17 protein-coding genes and 2 other annotated features (1 of these 19 running past the window's edge) are annotated in these 18,490 nt (G+C 47.5%); of the genes, 1 reads left to right on the forward strand and 16 read right to left on the reverse strand.

Features of this window, described 5'->3' with window-relative positions; genetic code table 11:
• Positions 1–66: a sequence feature (ribosomal protein L21 leader region), on the reverse strand; it reaches 8 nt to the left of the window's first position.
• Between the two features lie 58 nt (positions 67–124).
• The 13 genes from NYE28_RS14585 to NYE28_RS14645 all read right to left on the reverse strand — a co-directional run bounded on the left by NYE28_RS14585 (position 125) and on the right by NYE28_RS14645 (position 13,419).
• Complete coding sequence (locus NYE28_RS14585; protein WP_007408169.1) at positions 125–991, reverse strand: M50 family metallopeptidase; 867 nt, start codon at positions 989–991, stop codon at positions 125–127.
• Positions 984–1,787, reverse strand: a complete 804-nt coding sequence (locus NYE28_RS14590; protein ID WP_007408168.1) for a M23 family metallopeptidase — start codon at positions 1,785–1,787, stop codon at positions 984–986. The genes NYE28_RS14585 and NYE28_RS14590 overlap by 8 nt, the downstream gene beginning before the upstream one ends.
• 127 nt (positions 1,788–1,914) lie before the next feature.
• Positions 1,915–2,718 carry a septum site-determining protein MinD gene (gene minD / locus NYE28_RS14595; protein ID WP_016938784.1) on the reverse strand — a complete coding sequence of 268 codons (804 nt, stop codon included), beginning with the start codon at positions 2,716–2,718 and terminating at the stop codon, positions 1,915–1,917.
• 2 nt (positions 2,719–2,720) lie between these two features.
• Positions 2,721–3,401, reverse strand: coding sequence for a septum site-determining protein MinC (gene minC / locus NYE28_RS14600; RefSeq protein ID WP_003152653.1), 681 nt, complete (start codon positions 3,399–3,401; stop codon positions 2,721–2,723).
• A 53-nt stretch (positions 3,402–3,454) separates the two neighbouring features.
• Complete coding sequence (mreD, locus tag NYE28_RS14605) at positions 3,455–3,973, reverse strand: rod shape-determining protein MreD (RefSeq protein WP_007408167.1); 519 nt, start codon at positions 3,971–3,973, stop codon at positions 3,455–3,457.
• The gene (gene mreC / locus NYE28_RS14610; RefSeq protein ID WP_007408166.1) at positions 3,970–4,833 is read right to left on the reverse strand and encodes a rod shape-determining protein MreC; all 864 of its coding nucleotides are present in this window, start codon (positions 4,831–4,833) and stop codon (positions 3,970–3,972) included. The genes mreD and mreC overlap by 4 nt, the downstream gene beginning before the upstream one ends.
• Positions 4,834–4,863: 30 nt before the next feature.
• Positions 4,864–5,877: a cell shape-determining protein MreB gene (gene mreB, locus NYE28_RS14615; RefSeq protein ID WP_003152647.1), complete on the reverse strand. Its 1,014-nt coding sequence runs from the start codon at positions 5,875–5,877 to the stop codon at positions 4,864–4,866.
• 91 nt (positions 5,878–5,968) lie between these two features.
• A complete protein-coding gene (gene radC, locus NYE28_RS14620) occupies positions 5,969–6,664 on the reverse strand; it encodes a DNA repair protein RadC (protein ID WP_007408165.1) in 696 nt (231 codons plus the stop codon).
• A 31-nt stretch (positions 6,665–6,695) separates the two neighbouring features.
• Positions 6,696–7,265: a Maf family protein gene (locus NYE28_RS14625; protein ID WP_007408164.1), complete on the reverse strand. Its 570-nt coding sequence runs from the start codon at positions 7,263–7,265 to the stop codon at positions 6,696–6,698.
• Positions 7,266–7,405: 140 nt separating this feature from the next.
• Entirely contained in the window at positions 7,406–8,407 is a 1,002-nt protein-coding gene (locus tag NYE28_RS14630) for an SPOR domain-containing protein (protein WP_012118106.1), read from the reverse strand.
• A 126-nt stretch (positions 8,408–8,533) separates the two neighbouring features.
• Positions 8,534–9,286, reverse strand: a complete 753-nt coding sequence (locus NYE28_RS14635; protein WP_033574185.1) for an A24 family peptidase — start codon at positions 9,284–9,286, stop codon at positions 8,534–8,536.
• Between the two features lie 139 nt (positions 9,287–9,425).
• Positions 9,426–10,718, reverse strand: a complete 1,293-nt coding sequence (locus NYE28_RS14640) for a folylpolyglutamate synthase/dihydrofolate synthase family protein (RefSeq protein ID WP_059368033.1) — start codon at positions 10,716–10,718, stop codon at positions 9,426–9,428.
• Positions 10,719–10,776: 58 nt separating this feature from the next.
• On the reverse strand, positions 10,777–13,419 hold the full coding sequence (locus NYE28_RS14645) for a valine--tRNA ligase (protein WP_342490148.1): 2,643 nt from the start codon (positions 13,417–13,419) through the stop codon (positions 10,777–10,779).
• 58 nt (positions 13,420–13,477) lie between these two features.
• Positions 13,478–13,699 (reverse strand) — a binding site (T-box leader).
• Between the two features lie 172 nt (positions 13,700–13,871).
• Here NYE28_RS14645 and NYE28_RS14650 point away from each other — a divergent pair.
• Positions 13,872–14,063: a hypothetical protein gene (locus NYE28_RS14650; protein WP_003152639.1), complete on the forward strand. Its 192-nt coding sequence runs from the start codon at positions 13,872–13,874 to the stop codon at positions 14,061–14,063.
• 14 nt (positions 14,064–14,077) lie between these two features.
• Here the strand turns inward: NYE28_RS14650 and ysxE are convergent, their stop codons facing one another.
• The 3 genes from ysxE to hemL form a co-directional block, all read right to left on the reverse strand.
• A complete protein-coding gene (gene ysxE, locus NYE28_RS14655; protein WP_012118110.1) occupies positions 14,078–15,100 on the reverse strand; it encodes a spore coat protein YsxE in 1,023 nt (340 codons plus the stop codon).
• Between the two features lie 33 nt (positions 15,101–15,133).
• Positions 15,134–17,062, reverse strand: coding sequence for a LysM peptidoglycan-binding domain-containing protein (locus NYE28_RS14660; protein WP_337681022.1), 1,929 nt, complete (start codon positions 17,060–17,062; stop codon positions 15,134–15,136).
• A gap of 132 nt (positions 17,063–17,194) precedes the next feature.
• On the reverse strand, positions 17,195–18,484 hold the full coding sequence (gene hemL, locus NYE28_RS14665) for a glutamate-1-semialdehyde 2,1-aminomutase (RefSeq protein ID WP_021494394.1): 1,290 nt from the start codon (positions 18,482–18,484) through the stop codon (positions 17,195–17,197).
• Positions 18,485–18,490 lie beyond the last annotated feature (6 nt).

The raw sequence follows: 18,490 nt of genomic DNA on the forward strand, positions 1-18,490 counted from the left end.
TAAGACTCGCCAGCAACAGGGGGCTTTAAAGCTCTTATCACCTGTCCCGAGCGGTTGTAGCATTGGTGCTACATCCATAACATTAAAAAATATATCAGAACCAAAAGGATATGTCAATCTATTTCTAGTAAGGCAGCAGCAGGTCTTCCATAGAGGAATCTGTCCGTTTATCGGCAAAATACGCATGAAGCACTTCATTTTCATCGAGCTGGCTGAGCTTTTCGCCGGCTTTTTCAACGATAATGGGGTGCTTGCATCCCCGTTTGAATTCGGCCATGACATGCTTTACTTTGGCGTCGGCCGCGACCGTCAAAGGATGCAGCATGGCGACATCGCGGTTTTTGCCGTAGTATCTCTCCAAAAGAAACCTCAGCTGAATATAATGCCGCTTCCGGTATTCATCCCATAAAGAAGCGGCGAGAAAGACGAACAGCACCCATGCGCTGACCTGAAGGGGGACGGCCAGCACAATCCAGCAGCAGAGCAAAAGCGCGGAAACGGCCGATGTCTGCAGGCTGAGGAGATGCGCTTTTTGAAAAGCCATTTGTTTAGAGAAGTATAAAAACACGAACTTTCCGCCGTCAAGCGGCCAGATCGGCAAAAGATTGATGAAAAGAATGGAGAGATTATAAAAGGTAAACATCTCAAATGTCTGCTCACTTGCAAAGCCTGACATGAAAAAGAGCCAGGCTGCCGCCTGAAGCCACACATGCTGAAGCGGGCCCGCCAGAATGACCGCGAATTCCTCTTTAAGCGGCCGGTTTCCGTGCTCCTCCACCTCAACCGTCCCGCCGAAAGGGAGCAGAAAGATTCGTTTAATGCGCCACGAAAAAAACACAGCCAGAGCAGCATGTCCCAGCTCATGAACGGATACGACCAGCAAAAGACACAGCAGCGCTTTGATGTGCCCCGTCATAAGACCAAGCCCCATGATAATCCAAAGAAAAGGATGGACATGAATTTTAAAAAGGAGGATGAGCCATTTATTCATCAAATGTGATCACCTGGATCGGATCTATGAATTTATCGCCATCCTGGATCGCGAAATAGTACTGGCCTTTACTTTTATCGTTGAGCTTGATCGAACCGATCTTTTTCCCTTTATCGACAAAGTCGTACAATGAAACGTTAACATCTTTTAGCCGGCCGTAAATGCTGCTGGTATTGTCGGCGTGCTGCACCTTCACCGTCAGCCCTGTTTTTTTATCTTTGCTCACTTCCATAATGTAGCCTTCTTTTACGCTGTCAATGGCTTCGCTGGCGGTTTCGACGACGACGCCTTCTCCGTTATTTTGAAAGTCCTGCTGGATTTTCCCCGCGGCAGGAACGGCCATATCCTGACTGACCGCCACCTGACCGTCCTTCTTTTTCGTTCCCGGCGTAAGAAAAGCGAGCGGGTTTCCGAAGGAAGATACGAACCAATTGCTTACGGCAGCAAACTGAAATTCTTTTTGAAAGGTTTGTGCGATCGCCGGTTTGATCTGACTCAGCGGCTGTTTGTCAGTTTTATAGGCAATAGCGGAGATCAGTACGAGACAGGCGGCCAGCAGGCATTTTAAAATAATAGAATGAGCACTGATCAATGGATGCCGTCCGTTAAATTCGGGCGGGTGTTCCGTTTGATATTCGTAGTCCGGTAGAAGCTTGTGCTTTTCCTGCTCCTTGACCGTCTGCCACGCGGGAAAATTCTGCGTTTGGGCGTTTTGAACGAAAGTCCGTTTTGATTCAGGCCGCTGTTTTCTTCTTTTGGCCAGTCTTTTTCTAATTTCATCAGCTCTGTGACTCATCGCCATCATCCTTTGCAATCGTTGGGTTTGTACATCCTATGTCTTGTCCATTGCAAATATGCGCTCTTGAAAAACAAAAAAGACCTGATAAGCTGGGCTTCATCAGATCTTTGTATTTTGGTATATATTATGAACGCACGCCGAAAAATGACTTGATTTTCGCCATCATCCCTTTTTGCTGCTCTTCAAGCACCTGCAAAGGAACGGATTCTCCTAAAATGCGCCGGGCGATATTGCGGTACGCAATGCTGGCGCGGTTTTTGGAATTCATGGCAATCGGTTCGCCGATATTTGAAGCCCTGATCACTTCATCATCGTCAGCAACGATTCCGAGGAGATCAATAGACAGATGATGAACAACTTCATCCACATCCATCGTGTCACCGTTTTTCATCAGGTGATTTCTGATGCGGTTCACGATAAGGCGCGGCGGTTCAATATCTTCCTGCTCCAAAAGTCCGATAATGCGGTCAGCGTCCCGCACCGCTGATATTTCCGGCGTCGTCACAACAATCGCCTTATCAGCTCCGGAGACGGCATTTTTATAGCCTTGTTCAATTCCGGCCGGACAATCAATAATGACATAATCAAATTCCTGCTTAAGCTCCTGCACAAGCGATTTGATCTGCTCAGGGACAACAGCCGTCTTGTCGCTTGTCTGGGCAGCCGGCATTAAATGAAGCAGATCATCAAAACGTTTGTCTTTGACAAGCGCCTGATGCGTCTTGCATCTGCCTTCAATTACATCTACTAAGTCGTAAATAATTCTGTTTTCAAGACCCATTACGACATCAAGGTTGCGCAGTCCGATATCTGTGTCTACCAAACAGACGCGCTTCCCTAAAATGGCTAAGGCGGTACCGAGGTTTGCAGATGTTGTTGTTTTACCTACTCCGCCTTTTCCCGAAGTTATTACGATAGCCTCACCCAATTTCACATTCCTCCCTCAAGCCTTGTTAGATCAGGTCTTAAATGAGCCAATTGCTGAAGGCGTTCAATGACCATATTTCCGTCAGTATCTAAATAAGCACATTCCATGTCGTTCCCTTTTTGAATGTGGTCTGGGGAGCGATTTAACACGTGATTGATCCTCAATTGTGTCGGCATCATTTCTGATGCGGCGATCACAGCCCGGTTATTTCCGTTATAACCCGCGTGGGCAATCCCTTTTAATGAACCGAGAACAAATATATTTCCTCCGGCTCTGATCGTACCGCCGGGATTCACATCTCCGATTAAAAGCAAATCTCCCGTCACGTGAAGCACCTGGCCCGAACGGACGATTTTGGAAACAGAAACAATTTCCTGCTCCTCTTTCATCCGCTGCGCTTCTTCTTTGGCGATGACTTCACTGTCAATTGAATGCACGACTAAATCTTTCTTTGACGCGATCAGATCAGTCAGCTGCTCTGCCTGTTCCTGATACAGATACCGATGCCCGAGTTTAATATGAACACTGATTTTTTGGCCTTTGCCATCAGTATATTGTTCAATCGACAGCATGTTTTGAAGACCATCGAGAAGCTCATCAAAAGAACACGCATCATCCAGATGCAATGTTAAGCCGTTTTTTGTTCCTTTTATTGTTACATATTGCTGCTTTTTGGTCTTCATCAATGTTCACCTCAACAACATACTCTTTTCGTCAAAAAAAGATAAAATCCTTTTTACTCATCTCTTAATTCTTTCTTCAGACTTATATAAAACAGCCTGAAGGGCAGGACTAATATAACGGCTCCCGCAATATTCAGCAAAGCGGTCGGCAAGAACCTCTGAATGACAAAATCGTTAAATGTCATTGTGCCGCTGCGGATTAACGTCTGAATGCCGTAGACGTAAAATTCAAGCACACATACGCTCAGCACCGCGACCAGAATGACCATCAGGGCGTTTGTCTGCAGCACTTTAAACGCTTTAGCCGCCAGATAGCATAAACCGGCAAAACCAAACATATAAACGCCTAAAACACCCGTATAATTGATGTCATAAAGAAATCCGAAAATCAAACCGTAGATCACCGCATGCTTTTGGTTGATATAAGCGGACATAAAAATCAGCGCAAGCAAAAGAAAATGCGGAACGACCTGCTGCTCGACGGAAACGAAAGGAAAACGCACCAGATCCGTATAGATGCTTTCCGCACAAAAGACCAAAATCATAATCAAAGGGAGAAGGAAACGTTTCACGATCCTTCCTCCCCTGTTGCTACGCTTCGGTTCACGACGATGACATGGTCAAGATCGTACAGGTCGGCAGCCGGTTTCACGTAAGCGATTTTCGTCAGGCCGTAAGCATCTGATTCTACATCGGTCACTTCCCCGACCGTCAGTCCTTGAGGAAATACGCCGCCCGTTCCGGATGTCTCCACGAGGTCGCCTTTTTTCACTTCACGTTTTTCATCCGGCTCAAGGATGGTCATTTTCAGAGTCTGCTTCTTTTTATCATACCCTTCAATTAAACCGTAGCCTTTGCTGCCCTTTTTGCCGGAGATTTTGGTGGCCACTCTGTTATTGCGGTCAACATCGCTCAGCAGCTGAACGGCGGATGTGAAACTGTTGAGTCCGCTGCTTTTGATCTTCCCGACCAGCGCACCCTTTTCGTTCGTGACAGCCATGTCTTTGGCCACTTTCTGCTTCGTTCCCTTATTGATCATGATCTGCTTGTACCATTGATCAGGGTTTCTGGCGATAACGGTCGCTAAAATCGGATCATAGTCAGAAATTGATTTGACATGCCCGAGTTCATCACGCAGCTTCTTGTTTTCATCTTTGAGTTCTTGGAGCTTCGCTTCATATTGTGTCTGTCCGTCCAGCTTTTGTCTTAAGCGTTCGTTTTCCTTGTACGTGTTTTTCAGGTCTTTTATGTCCCCGAAGAACCCTGCAAAATATTCGGCAGGCGTGTGAAAAATGTTTTGAAATACTCCCGTCGTATCACCGATCAGCTTTTCAGGCCAGGTGGTATTACGGCCGTTCTTCAGCGAGAATCCAATCATAGCCACCAATATGATAATACACAGAAGTAATAGCATTAACCGTTTGTTCGGCATCGTGATACACCTCTTCTATTTAACTCCTGATTATCTTGTTTTTCCTTTGAAAAGATGGATGTGCTCCAGTGCTTTTCCAGTGCCGATCGCAACACAATCCAGCGGATCTTCAGCGATAAGAACAGGCATTTTCGTTTCGTCGCTGATGACTTTGTCGAGATTGCGGAGCAGGGCGCCTCCCCCTGTTAATACAATACCTCTGTCCATAATATCAGCGGCCAGCTCAGGCGGTGTTTTTTCAAGCGTGCTCTTCACCGCGTCAACGATTGAGAGAACTGTATCACGCAGTGCATTTGCAATTTCCGTTCCCGTGATTTCGATCGTTTTCGGCAGACCTGTCAGAAGATCGCGGCCGCGGATTTCCATTGACGCATTTTCTTCACCGGTTTCTGCTGAACCGATCTCCATTTTAATAGCTTCCGCCGTACGGTCACCGATCATCAGATTATATGTTTTTCTGATATAGCTGATGATTGAGTCGTCCATTTCGTCACCGGCTACGCGGATTGACTGAGACGTGACAATGCCGCCTAAAGAAATGATCGCTACTTCAGTTGTTCCGCCGCCGATATCAACGACCATGCTGCCCGTCGGCTCCCATACCGGAAGATTCGCGCCGATTGCTGCCGCAAACGGTTCTTCAATCGGATAAGCGTCACGTGCGCCCGCTTGTCTTGTCGCGTCGATGACCGCCCGTTCTTCAACGGCCGTAATACCTGACGGCACACACACCATAACGTAAGGCTTTCTCGCAAACAATCCTTTATTTTTCACAGCCTGATTAATGTAGTATTTCATCATTGTCGCAGTTGTTTCATAGTCAGCGATAACGCCGTCTTTCATCGGACGGAGCGCAACCACGTTGCCCGGAGTTCTTCCGATCATGTTTTTCGCATCGTTACCGACCGCAACGATGGACTTCGTATCCGTTTGCAGAGCAACGACAGACGGCTCTCTCACTACGATTCCTTTTCCTTTAACAAACACAAGCGTATTCGCGGTTCCCAAATCTATACCAAGGTCTCTTGTACCAATTCCGAACATATGTATGTATCTTCCTTTCTTAAAGCAAAAATACCCTAAAGGGAAAAACTCATAAAATCTATTATATCTTAAATCAACGAAAAAAAAAGTGTTACAAATATCCTTTTTCCTTTAAACTCACAAATTTTTTGTCACCAATGACCAAATGATCCAGCAGCTCGATGCCGATTAAATTTCCGCACTCAAAAAGCCGCCTGGTTACCTCTATATCTTCCCTGCTCGGTGTAGGATCTCCTGAAGGATGATTGTGAACACAAATGAAGGACGCGGCGGATCGTTTGAAAGCTTCTTTAAACACCTCCCGCGGGTGGACAATAGATGAATTCAGACTTCCGATAAAAACGGTGCGTTTATGAATGACTTGATTTTTGGTATTTAAATATAAACAGACAAAATGCTCCTGGGATAAAAAGCGCATATCCTCCATCACATACTTCGCCCCGTCTTCCGGAGAGCGGATGACGCAATGCTCCCCGGCGGATGTCTTATGAATGCGGCTCCCCAGCTCAATTGCGGCAAGAATCTGAACGGCTTTCACCGTGCCGATTCCCGGAATGCTGGAAAGCTCCTGGGCAGAGGCGCCTTTTAACAGTCGCAGCCCGTCAAACGTCCGCAGCAGCCGGTGAGCGAGGTTCATGACGGACTCATGTTTCGTTCCCGTCCGCAGCAGGATGGCGAGCAATTCATTGTTAGAGAGATGTTCGGCTCCGAAGTGCAGAAGCCGCTCTCTCGGTTTTTCTTTTTCGGGGAAATCTCTTAATTTTAACGGCAGATCACGGATGATCAACCCCTCCTTGTTCCCCTTCCCGGTTTGAACATCAAGCTTTTATATTAAATTCTTTCAAGGCTCTCATTGTTTTAGCGACAGGAAGCCCGACGACAGAATAAAAATCACCGTCTATTTTTTTCACTAAAAGCGCGCCTTTTCCTTGGATGCCGTATGCACCTGCTTTATCCATCGGTTCTTTTGTTTCAATGTAGAGCTGTATGTCGTCTTCACTGAGCGGCCAAAACGTCACTTCCGTCGTGTCACAGAACGTTTCTTTCCGGTCATGCGTCTGAATGCTGACCGCCGTAATGACTTGATGGCTTCGGCCGGAAAGCCTCCGCAGCATGTGTGCCGCTTCTTCTCTGTCATGCGGTTTGCCGAGGCATTCGCCGTCTATGCACACCATCGTGTCAGCCCCGATAACGACTGCATCGGGATTTTCGGCCAATACAGCACCGGCTTTTTGCTCGGCCAAACATTGGACGTTTTCTTCCGGCGAAAGGTTTCGATTTAATTTTTCTTCTGTGCGGCTTGCAATAATGCTGTAAGGAATCTGAAGAAGAGTAAGGAGTTCTTTTCTTCGCGGAGATTGTGATGCGAGTATTAAGCGTTTTGTCATGATTGTCATCCTTTCAGGGTTTGCTTAAGAAAAAAAGATACTTGTCTATCCTACCAAATCAAACGGGCAACCACAATTTCAGAAAAATAACTTTTTGATGACAAAATAAAAAATCCCGCCGGATGACGGGAAATGAGATACTATTTTACAACACTTAAAAGCTCTTTTTGGGCTTTCCAGCCGGATTCTGAACCCGACGTTTCCAGTTCTTTCAGCGCTTGAAGCACGGCCTCTTTCTGCTTTTTGTCAGCGGCGTCTGCACCGTCTGCCGCTTTTGCCGCTTCAGCCACTTCCGTTTTTGAAAGATCTTTGCCGGTAATCGCTTTAGCTGAGAGCTCAGATGCTTGTTTAAAAGAGTCTTCCAGCCCTGAATCGACCGCAAAGCTGAGCTCTTTTCCGCCCCAAGCCTCAAAATCATGGTCTATCAGTGTCTGACCCAATTGCTGTGATAGGCTTTTTTCCGCTGCAAGCCCGGCGATCACGTATGTGTATCCATCTTCTTTAGCCAGAGAGACGGCCGAGTATCCTTTTTCAGTCAGCTGGTCAACAAGCGTTTGCGCTCCTTTTTCTGATGAAAATTTTCCGGCCTGCACCGCATATGTTTTATAGTTTCCCTCTGAAGATTCCGCATCTCCTGTGCCGGCTGTTTCAGATTTGTCTTTAGAAACATCTCCCGCTTTCGCCGTCTGCCCTTGTGAACCTTTGTCAGCTGATGCCGGAGCGGAGGCTTCTTTACTTCCCGACATATTTAAGGCGACAAGGCCGAGCCCGGTGCCTAAAACAGCCGCAACGGCAATTGTCGTGACCGCTTTTTTAACTGGAGAAGACGGCTGCTTTTTTTTCGGAAAGTGAGGGCCGTTTTTTTTCTTCTGGTATGGCGGAACGACTTTCGGGTCATCTTCAAATACCTCAGAATTCTTCTCATGATCCCAATTGAAATCTTCTTCTTTCGGATCTTCATGGGATGCAGCGGTCTCCTGCTCCGCCTTTTTTGTTTCCTCCCAATTTGAAAATGTGACGGTTTTCTCCCCGCCTTCTTTCACATCTTCTTGTCCATACATCGTTTCTTCTTGTCCGTTAATGGTTACTTTAAGGGCATTGTTTTTTGCTTTGCTGTGCTTTTTGCTCTTCCTTTTTTTCAACGTCTCTTCCCCCTTGCATTCGTCTTGGCCGTACCTTGAACTGATCATGGTTCACACTTTAGCATAGGCGAAAAAAAAAAGAACAAGACTTTTGTCGTCTTGTCCAAAAAACGTTCGCCAAATTTTTCAAGCCCCTCCTGAAGCGAGCTTGATGTAAAACGAAAACAGCTCTTCACCGTATAAATAACTCAAAGCGCTCCCGGCTGAGATGGCCGGCGCAAACGGAAATGGCTGCTTTTTACCAAGCCTGCCCCGGGCTGCGGCGCACATACCGTATACGGCTCCGATCATAACGGAAAGAAAGAATGCAATGAGCACGAGCTTTACGCCGAGCGTCAGGCCGATCACCCCAAACAGTTTCACATCACCTGCGCCGATGCCTCCTTTACTGACAAACATGATAAAAACAAGCAGAAAAAATCCGCAAACGGCTCCGGCAAACCCTGCATACCATGAATCCAGCGGAGAAAACATACGCCCGGCGATGAAAAGCGGAAGAAAAAACAGCAGAACTTTGTCAGGAATCAGCATATATTGCAGATCCGTCATAGTAACAATCATGAGCAGAGACAGAAATAACAGCGCGACTAACAGTTCTTTTGAGAAACCGAAATGAAAGCCTGCAGCCGTGAATAAACATGCCGTCCAGCATTCCGCCGCCGGATACATAACCGACAGCTTCGCACGGCAGTTTCTGCATCTGCCTCTTTGCAGAATATAGGAAACGACGGGCACAAGCTCCCCCCAGGAGAGCGGCAAGCGGCAAAACGAACAGGCTGAACGCGGCGAAATAACCGAGATTCGCAGCGGGATACGGCACGCTGCTGTATAAAAAAAAGAACCGAAAATCAAGCCTAGAAAAAACAGAATCAAAAGCACTCAGACCACACCTTTACTATCAATCTGGCTCAGATTATAGCAAAGAAAAACACCATGACTGAAATGGCTGAAAATATATTTTCAGCATAAAAACACCCGGCAAAACCGGAAAATGGTCCGTCGGGCATCCGAGGGGCTGTCAGATAAGCCGCTTTCTCATTTCTGAAATAAAATATAAGGAGCCGGTAATGATGATGACATCATCCGCACCATCTTTTTGTTCAATCCACTCTTTCACACTGTCCGGGTTCTCATCGAAACTCTTATCCGCTAGACTGCTTGCGTTATAAAGGGCTTCGGCGCTTGAAGCACGCGGAAAGTCAAATGATACAAAGTGAATGGAGTCTGCTTCGGCTTCAAGCTTTTTAATCATTTCCTGATACGGTTTGTCTTTTAATGCGCTGAATACGACATGGACGTTTTTACCGGCAAAGCGCTGCCGGATCGTTTCTGTCAGCGTTTCAACGCCCTCTTCGTTATGGGCGCCGTCCGCAAACACTAAAGGGAGGCTTTGAAGACGTTCAAACCGGCCCGGCCACGATGCTTTTTTCAGGCCGTTTCGTATCGCTTCTTCAGAAATGGCTGCGGCTTCCAGACGATTCAGCCATTCAGCGGCCAATATCGCCAATGCCGCATTCTGCCTTTGGTGAATGCCGATCAGCGACGTTTGAATGTTTTCATAACATTTCGTTTCCGTTTCCAGCGAAAAACTTTCACCGGACGGAAGCGCCGCTTCATTAAACAGTCTGCACGTTTTATATAGTGACTGATACGGAGCCTGCTTTTTTTCGGCTTCCGCTTCAATAACGCCGAGTGCTTCCGGCTGATTGACGCCCGTAATGACCGGAATGGAATTTTTAATGATACCGGCTTTCTGCCCGGCGATCTCCTCGATGGTATTGCCTAAAATCGCCATATGGTCATGTCCGATACTTGTAATGACCGACAGGAGCGGATTCACAATATTGGTTGAATCAAATGTGCCGCCGAGCCCCGCTTCAAAAATGACAAAATCGATATCAGCCCGCTTCGCAAAATATAAAAATGCACACGCTGTAATGATTTCAAATTCTGTCACCGTTCCGGCATCGGTCTTATCAAGCTCATCGACTATCAGTTTTATGTCATTAACGAGCGTTCTCCATTCCTCATCAGAAATCGGCGTGCCGTTGACGCTGATACGCTCATTAAACGTAATGATGTAAGGCGATGTGAACGTGCCGACTTTATAACCGGCTTCTTGAAGCACGGAACGGATAAAAGCGACGGTTGATCCTTTGCCGTTTGTGCCCGCCACATGAATGGCGCGAATGTTCTTTTCCGGGTGTTCCAGTTTTTCCATCAGCTTTTCCATACGGAGAAGGCCCGGCTTAACGCCGAACTTGAGTCTGCCATGAATCCAGCTGATCGCTTCTTTGTACGTATTAAACAATGAAATCCCCTCTTTTATACGACAAGGCGGTTTCTTAGGAAACCGCCCCGCTGTTTTATCAGCCTTTCAGCTCTGCAATCCGCTGCCGGACAGCTTCGCGTTTTGCCGTGTAGTCTTTCTCTTTTCCGCGTTCTTCTTCAATGACATGCTCAGGAGCTTTTTTAATGAATCCTTCGTTGCCGAGTTTTTTCTGAACGCGTTCGACTTCTTTTGTCAGCTTGTCGAATTCTTTTTGCAGACGGGCGATCTCCTCATCAATGTTAATCAGCCCTTCAAGCGGCAGAATGACTTCCGCTCCGGTGACGACCGCTGTCATCGCTTTGTCTGCCGCAGTGATATCCGTCCCGATTTTCAGCGTGCTCGGATTCGTAAAGCGTTCAACGTAAGAACGGTTCTTCTCAAGGCGGCCGGCAATGTCTTCGGTAGCTGTTTTAATATAAAGCTCAACCTGCTTGCTCATCGGCGTGTTGACTTCGCTCCGGATATTGCGGACAGAACGGATTAATTCAACGAGCAGTTTCATAACCGCCGCTGCCTCTTTATCCGTATGCTCCGGCACCGGAACCGGCCAAGAGCTGATCGTGATTGACTCGCCTTCATGAGGAAGGTGCTGCCAGATTTCTTCCGTTAAGAATGGCATAAACGGGTGAAGAAGACGCATCGTCTGGTCAAGCACGTATGCCAGAACAGAACGGGTTGTTTTCTTCGCCGCTTCATCTTCCCCGTACAGCGGAAGCTTCGCCATTTCGATATACCAGTCGCACACATCGTCCCAGATAAAGTTGTACAGGTGGCGTCCGACTTCACCGAATTCATAACGATCCGCAAGCTGGGTTACGTCTTCTATCGTTTCATTCAATCTTGTGAGGATCCACTTATCAGCAACTGATTTTTCACCGGACAGATCAAGCTCGTCATACGTCATGCCGTCCATGTTCATTAATGCAAAACGGGAGGCGTTCCAAATTTTATTTGCGAAATTCCATGTGGATTCCACTTTTTCATAGCTGAAACGGAGATCCTGTCCCGGTGAACTTCCGGTTGCCAGGAAATAGCGCAGGGAATCCGCTCCGTACTTGTCGATGACATCCATCGGGTCCACGCCGTTCCCAAGGGATTTACTCATTTTTCTGCCCTGCTCGTCACGGATTAAGCCGTGAATCAGCACGTCTTTGAACGGACGCTCGCCGGTAAACTCAAGACCTTGGAAAATCATCCGGGATACCCAGAAGAAAATGATGTCATATCCCGTTACAAGAACATCGGTTGAGTAATACCGCTTAAAGTCTTCAGCGTTTTCATCAGGCCAGCCCATTGTAGAAAACGGCCAAAGCGCGGAGCTGAACCATGTATCAAGTACGTCTGAATCCTGTTCCCAATTTTCACTGTCCTCAGGCGCCTCAAGGCCGACGTACACTTCTTTTGTTTCTTTATGATACCAAGCCGGGATGCGGTGGCCCCACCACAGCTGACGGGAAATACACCAATCACGGATATTTTCCATCCAGTGCAGGTACGTTTTCTCGAAACGGTCTGGAACGAAGTGAACTTTCTCTTCTTTTGACTGAAGGTCAACCGCAGCATCGGCCAGCGGCTGCATTTTGACAAACCATTGTGTGGACAGGTACGGCTCAACAACGGCGCCGCTTCTCTCACTATGTCCGACAGAATGCATATGGTCTTCGATTTTAAAGAGAACACCGGATTCCTGAAGATCTTTGACGAGTTTTTTGCGGCATTCAAACCGGTCCATGCCGTTATATTGCAGCGCTTTTTCATTCATTGTTCCGTCTTCATTCATGACGAGAATCCGCTCTAAATTGTGGCGGTTTCCGAGTTCAAAATCATTCGGGTCATGGGCAGGCGTGATTTTAACGGCTCCTGATCCGAATTCCATATCAACATAATCATCGCCGACAATCGGAATTTCACGGTTTGTAATCGGCAGAATCACCGTTTTGCCGATTAAGTGCTTGTAGCGCTCATCTTCAGGATGAACCGCGACAGCCGTGTCGCCAAGCATCGTTTCCGGACGGGTGGTCGCGATTTCAATTGAGCCTGAACCGTCTGCTAACGGGTAGCGCAAATGATAAAACGCACCCTGTACGTCTTTGTAAATCACTTCAATATCGGATAAAGCCGTTTTTGTGGCAGGGTCCCAGTTGATGATATATTCGCCTCTGTAAATCAAGCCTTTTTTGTACAGCTTGACGAATACTTCCCGCACGGCTTTGTTCAGCCCTTCATCAAGAGTAAAACGTTCGCGTGAATAATCGAGTCCGAGTCCCATCTTAGCCCATTGGCTGCGGATGAAATCAGCATACTCTTCCTTCCACTTCCACGTTTCTTCTAAAAACTTTTCACGGCCGAGGTCATAACGGCTTGTGCCCTGTTCGCGGAGCTTCGCTTCGACTTTTGCCTGAGTGGCGATGCCGGCGTGGTCCATGCCCGGAAGCCAGAGCACGTCATAGCCCTGCATGCGTTTCATACGCGTAACGATATCTTGCAGCGTCGTATCCCACGCATGTCCGAGGTGCAGCCTGCCCGTCACGTTCGGCGGCGGAATAACGACAGAATATGGCTGTTTCGTTTGATCGCCGCCCGCTTCAAAATATTTTCCTTTCAGCCAAAAATCATAGCGGCCTTTTTCAATCGCAGACGGATCATATTTTGTCGGCATTGTTTGTTCATTTGTATCCATGATAACCCTCCAGCATGTTTAGAAATGGCTGAGCAACTAAAAAAGAGCCTTCATCCTGATAAAGGACGAAAAGCTCTTTCGCGGTACCACCTTTTTTCATGAACAGATTTGTTCATGCACTTAAACGGATAACGGGTGCGGCCCGAATTTCTCTACTGTATGTTCAAGAAATTATGCTCCCGGGCGACCTTCCAATGAGACGGCATAAGAAGCCTTTCAGCACAGTAGCTTCTCTCTCTTCATGCGTCTTTCTTGTACTCTTCCCGTTCAAAGCAGGTGTATTTATATCAGCTCATGATCTTATTTATTATGTTCTTTATTATAGTAAAAGTGTTTTTGATTCGTCAATCATCTTTTCCAAAAACCGCTGCCGTCATACATAAATGGGCATGCACCCCGCCCTTTCCCTTACATACGATACATAGAAAGGCGAATGTGAGGAGGAATTGCCCGTGAGAAAAAAATTCAATTCTTATTCGCTCCCCCAGTGGGCCAGACAGGTCCGCCTTGTATCCGTGCAAGTCATTATCCCGATTACGATCTTTCAGGGGATCAGGACGATTTTCTTTCCGACGACTTTTGATGTCCTGCTGCTTGCCATCCTGCTGTTTTTAGCGTGCGCTCTGCATTTGGAATGGATATAAAAAAACGAGTCCCGTTATGAAGAGGACTCGTTTTCCGCTTTTATTTTTTTCTCCCGCTCAATCTGATGAACCTTCATGAGAAAAGGCTCAACATTTTTCATCTGCCAAAACGCTCTTAATAATTGCGTGCACTCTTCTTTTTCAGAGCCCCTTTGGCCGGTCTGATACCGTTTCAGCACTTTGTACATGGCGGACGGATAAGCCATATAGCTGAGAAACAGGCTGATTTCCGCTTCACGGAGCGGGAATGATTTGTGATACGTATAAAACCAGTCCAGACACTCCGGGCATGCTTTCGGATAGCTTCTGAACATTCTGGAGTAAAAGCCGAGCAGGTCGTTTTGCGGAGGGCCCAGCGCAGCTTTCTCGAAATTCGTGAAAAAGCCCGATCCCGCATCATTATACAGAAAGTGGCGGCTCGATAAGCTGCCGTGGTTGATCACCGCTCTCGTCTTGTCATGATCCTTTGCCGCGTCAAACCATTCTTCCAGACGTTCCAGAGCAAAATTGACGGCGGAAACCGTTTCTGTAAGATACGTAACAGCCTGCAGTTCAAAAGGTGAAAGATACCACTCTTTTTCCGCCCGGTCGGCGAATTGTTCATAGACAAGCTTATCATTTTCCCAATCTCTTTTCGTTGCTTCATAAAAGCCGCTGATATCTTCAGTCCGGATTTGGATGTCCCGCACAGTCGCAGAATGGAGCTTCGCGACCTCTTTAAAAAGGTAAACATGTTTTTGATCCCGTTCCTCTTCCTGATCGTACTGAAGCCAAGGCATTAAATAATAAGAATTCTCCGTCTGTCTTCCCGCAAAAAAATCGCCGGCATACGTGCGGCAGATCGGCACAAATGATCGGTAGCCTTTCTCCTCAATTTCAATCATAAGATCCGTAAATTCACTGCTGCGGGCCGGCTTGAGCTGTTTCAAAGCAAAAATGCCGTAGTTTGAGTAGACCTTCCAAACATGCGGGCTGACAGGCTCAATATACTCAGCCGCCAGCCCGTATTCCTGAAGCACTGATTGGACTGCTTCCATTCCATTCACCACATTTTTACGGCCTCTTTGTGCTTACGCATGGCTGTTATTATATTCAGGTATATACAGAAGCTGACCTTCTTCAAGCTCGTCATCAAACGATAAAGCATTCGTTCTGATGAGCTGCTGGGTTGTTATGTCATATCGTTCACACACCCGGTCGATAGTATCTTGCTGCTGTACGATACAAATTTTCATTCTTGAAAACTTTTCTTCTTCCCTTGTAAATAATTTTGTCAAGTAATGAGAGTTGTCATTTTCCTTCTGCTCGGTTCCCGGTGCCGCTTCTTCATTCTTTCTTTCAGACTTAAGCGGCTCAGGCGGTTCAGCTTGCGCCGGCTCCTCAGGCGGCAGTTTGGAAAACTGAAAAGACAAATCGAGAGGCTTCCCGGTTTCCTCCTCCGGCGGCGCCATCTTCCTTACCTCAATTTCGAACCCTACTTCATCCTGAGCCTCTTCTTCAAGCAGCTTAGGAGCGCTGTAAAACTCCTCTTCCTGCTGTTCCGGAACGAACTCACGATAAACGGGCGCCTGCTCTTCTTGAAAAACCGCAGGCTCATCTTCGTCTTCTGCCGCCTCATGATCGCTCTGACGGAGAAGCGGCTCGGCCTCTGGCTGCTCTTCTTTTTGAAGGAAGGGCTGTTCCGCAATTTTTGGTTTTTCTGCATGCGGAGTCAGAGTGAACGCAGGGAAAACCGGCTCGTTATCATCTTTTGGCTCTTCCTGCACTTCTGCTGAATCATCCTCAAATACAGGTTCATTCCTCACAGCCGACATGATTGCAGGCTCCTCAGCTTCTTCCGGCTCTTCTTCGTGTTGGAAGGAAACGGGAGGAGGAGGCTCAGTAAAGGAAACAGGTTTCGGCACTTCTTCCTGCTCCCTCAGAATCGGGGCGGTCTCCTGCTCTTCTTCTTCCTGCTCCCTCAGAATCGGGGCGGTCTCCTGCTCTTCTTCTTCCCGTTCCCTCAGAATCGGGGCAGTTTCCTGCTCTTCTTCTTCCTGCTCTCTCAGAATCGGGGCTGCTTCCTGCTCTTCTTCTTCCCGCTCCCTCAGAATCGGGGCAGTTTCCTGCTCTTCTTCCTGCTCTCTCAGAATCGGGGCAGTCTCCTGCTCTTCTTCTTCCCGCTCCCTCAAAATCGGGGCTGCTTCCTGCTCTTCCTCTTCCCGCTCCCTCAAAATCGGGGCAGCTTCCTGCTCCTCTTCTTCTTCCCGCTCCCTCAGAATCGGGGCTGCTTCCTGCTCTTCTTCTTCCCGCTCCCTCAGAATCGGGGCTGCTTCCTGCTCTTCTTCTTCCCGCTCCCTCAAAATCGGGGCTGCTTCCTGCTCTTCTTCCTCCAGCCTGATTAAAGGCGGGATTTCTTCCTCGTTCTTCTTGGTTTCTTGTGCTGCTTCTTCTGATACAGTCAAAGGTATTTCAGGCTCATGGCGTATCATTAATTCTGGTTCGTTTTCGTCCTCAGAATGATGTCCGGCAAGATTGATCATTTCTTCTCTGGCAAATTCAGGCGCCACGTACAAAGGGATCTCCGGCTCTTTTGGCTCGGATTCCTCAAGCAGCCCTTCAATTGCCAAATCAGCTTGAATGGTTAAGATCCTTGAATCCGTCAGCTGATAATCAAAGGCATCGATAAATACGAAAACATCATTGAGGTGGCTCACTTTATTTTTCGGAATCGTGATGTCCACCGGGAAACAATGAATGAGCTCGGCCGTGCCATCCTCCCTCGCCCTCACTTCCTCTACATGCCTCAGCTCCCTATCAAGCTCTTCAAAATGACTGCTGTGATCTATGTTGTACTCGCCAGTAAGTTCTAATGATCCTTTAATTGAGACATAATCATTTACTTCCTGCACCCTGATGTCAGGGTCTAATGAAATCGAAAGTAATTCAGAAACTTCCTGTCCTTTTTGGAAACAGATTGATTCTTCAACAGAAAATTGCAATCGGTGATTATGCGGCAAGTTCATATCCTCCTTTCATCTAATCCATACAATTAGATGTCACTAAAGGTGTATGCCGCAATCCGGGAAAATATGATAATGGAGGCATTGAAAAAAGCCGATACAAGTCTTGCTTGCATCGGCTTTTCTGTATCAGCGGCTGATCGCCTGGAACACTTTCTCAGCGGCTTGAATGGTTTTTTCAATATCCTCCATTGTATGCGCAGTGGAGAGAAACAATCCTTCAAATTGAGACGGCGGCAGAAATACGCCTGCATCAGCCATCCCTTTATAATATTTGGCGAACAGCTTTAAATCAGAAGATTTGGCTGCTTCATAGTTAATGACAGGCTCATTTGTGAAAAAGAAGCCGATCATTGAACCCGCCCGGTTAAACGTGTGCGGAATGCCATGTGCTGCAGCTGCTTTTGAAATGCCTTCTTCAAGCATATCGCCTTTTTTCACAAATTCTTGGTAAGATTCAGGTGTGAGCTGCTGTAACGTCTCAAGTCCCGCTGTCATGGCAAGCGGATTTCCTGACAATGTTCCCGCCTGGTAGATCGGACCGCTCGGCGCGATTCGTTCCATAATATCAGCTTTTCCGCCATACGCACCGACAGGAAGACCGCCGCCGATGACTTTGCCGAGACACGTTAAGTCAGGCGTCACGCCGAAATACCCTTGCGCACAGTTATAATCCACGCGAAAACCGGTCATGACCTCATCAAAAATGAGCAGCGCGCCATACTGTTCCGTCATGTCGCGAAGTCCTTGTAAAAAGCCTTCCTGCGGCGGAACAACGCCCATATTGCCTGCTACCGGTTCAACAATGACCCCGGCAATATCTTCACCGTACTCCCGGAATGCGAGTGCAACGCTTTCCAAGTCGTTGTATGGAACGGTAATCGTATTCATTGCTATTCCTTCCGGCACGCCCGGGCTGTCCGGAAGGCCGAGTGTCGCCACTCCGGACCCCGCTTTGATCAGCAGCGAATCACCATGGCCGTGGTAACAGCCTTCGAATTTCAAAATTTTGTTTCGGCCGGTATATCCTCTTGCCAGACGCAGGGCGCTCATTGTCGCCTCTGTGCCGGAGCTGACCATCCGCACGATTTCAACAGATGGCACACGGTCAATGACCAATTTGGCCAGTTCGTTTTCCACTTCAGTAGATGCCCCGAAACTTGTCCCGTTCTCGGCTACTTTTTTCAGGCTTTCAACGACCCGGTCGTTCGTGTGGCCCAAAATGAGCGGCCCCCAGCTCAGGACGTAATCGATATATTCATTGCCGTCAATATCAAATATTTTCGATCCTTTTCCTCGCTGCATAAAAATCGGATCCATATCGACTGATTTAAACGCGCGCACCGGGCTGTTCACTCCGCCCGGCATCAGTTTCTGCGCTTCTTTAAAAGCGGCTTTTGATTTTTCATAGCTTCTCATCTGCCT

It is taken from the genome of Bacillus sp. FSL R5-0443 (assembly GCF_038608285.1).
Classification (GTDB): domain Bacteria; phylum Bacillota; class Bacilli; order Bacillales; family Bacillaceae; genus Bacillus; species Bacillus velezensis.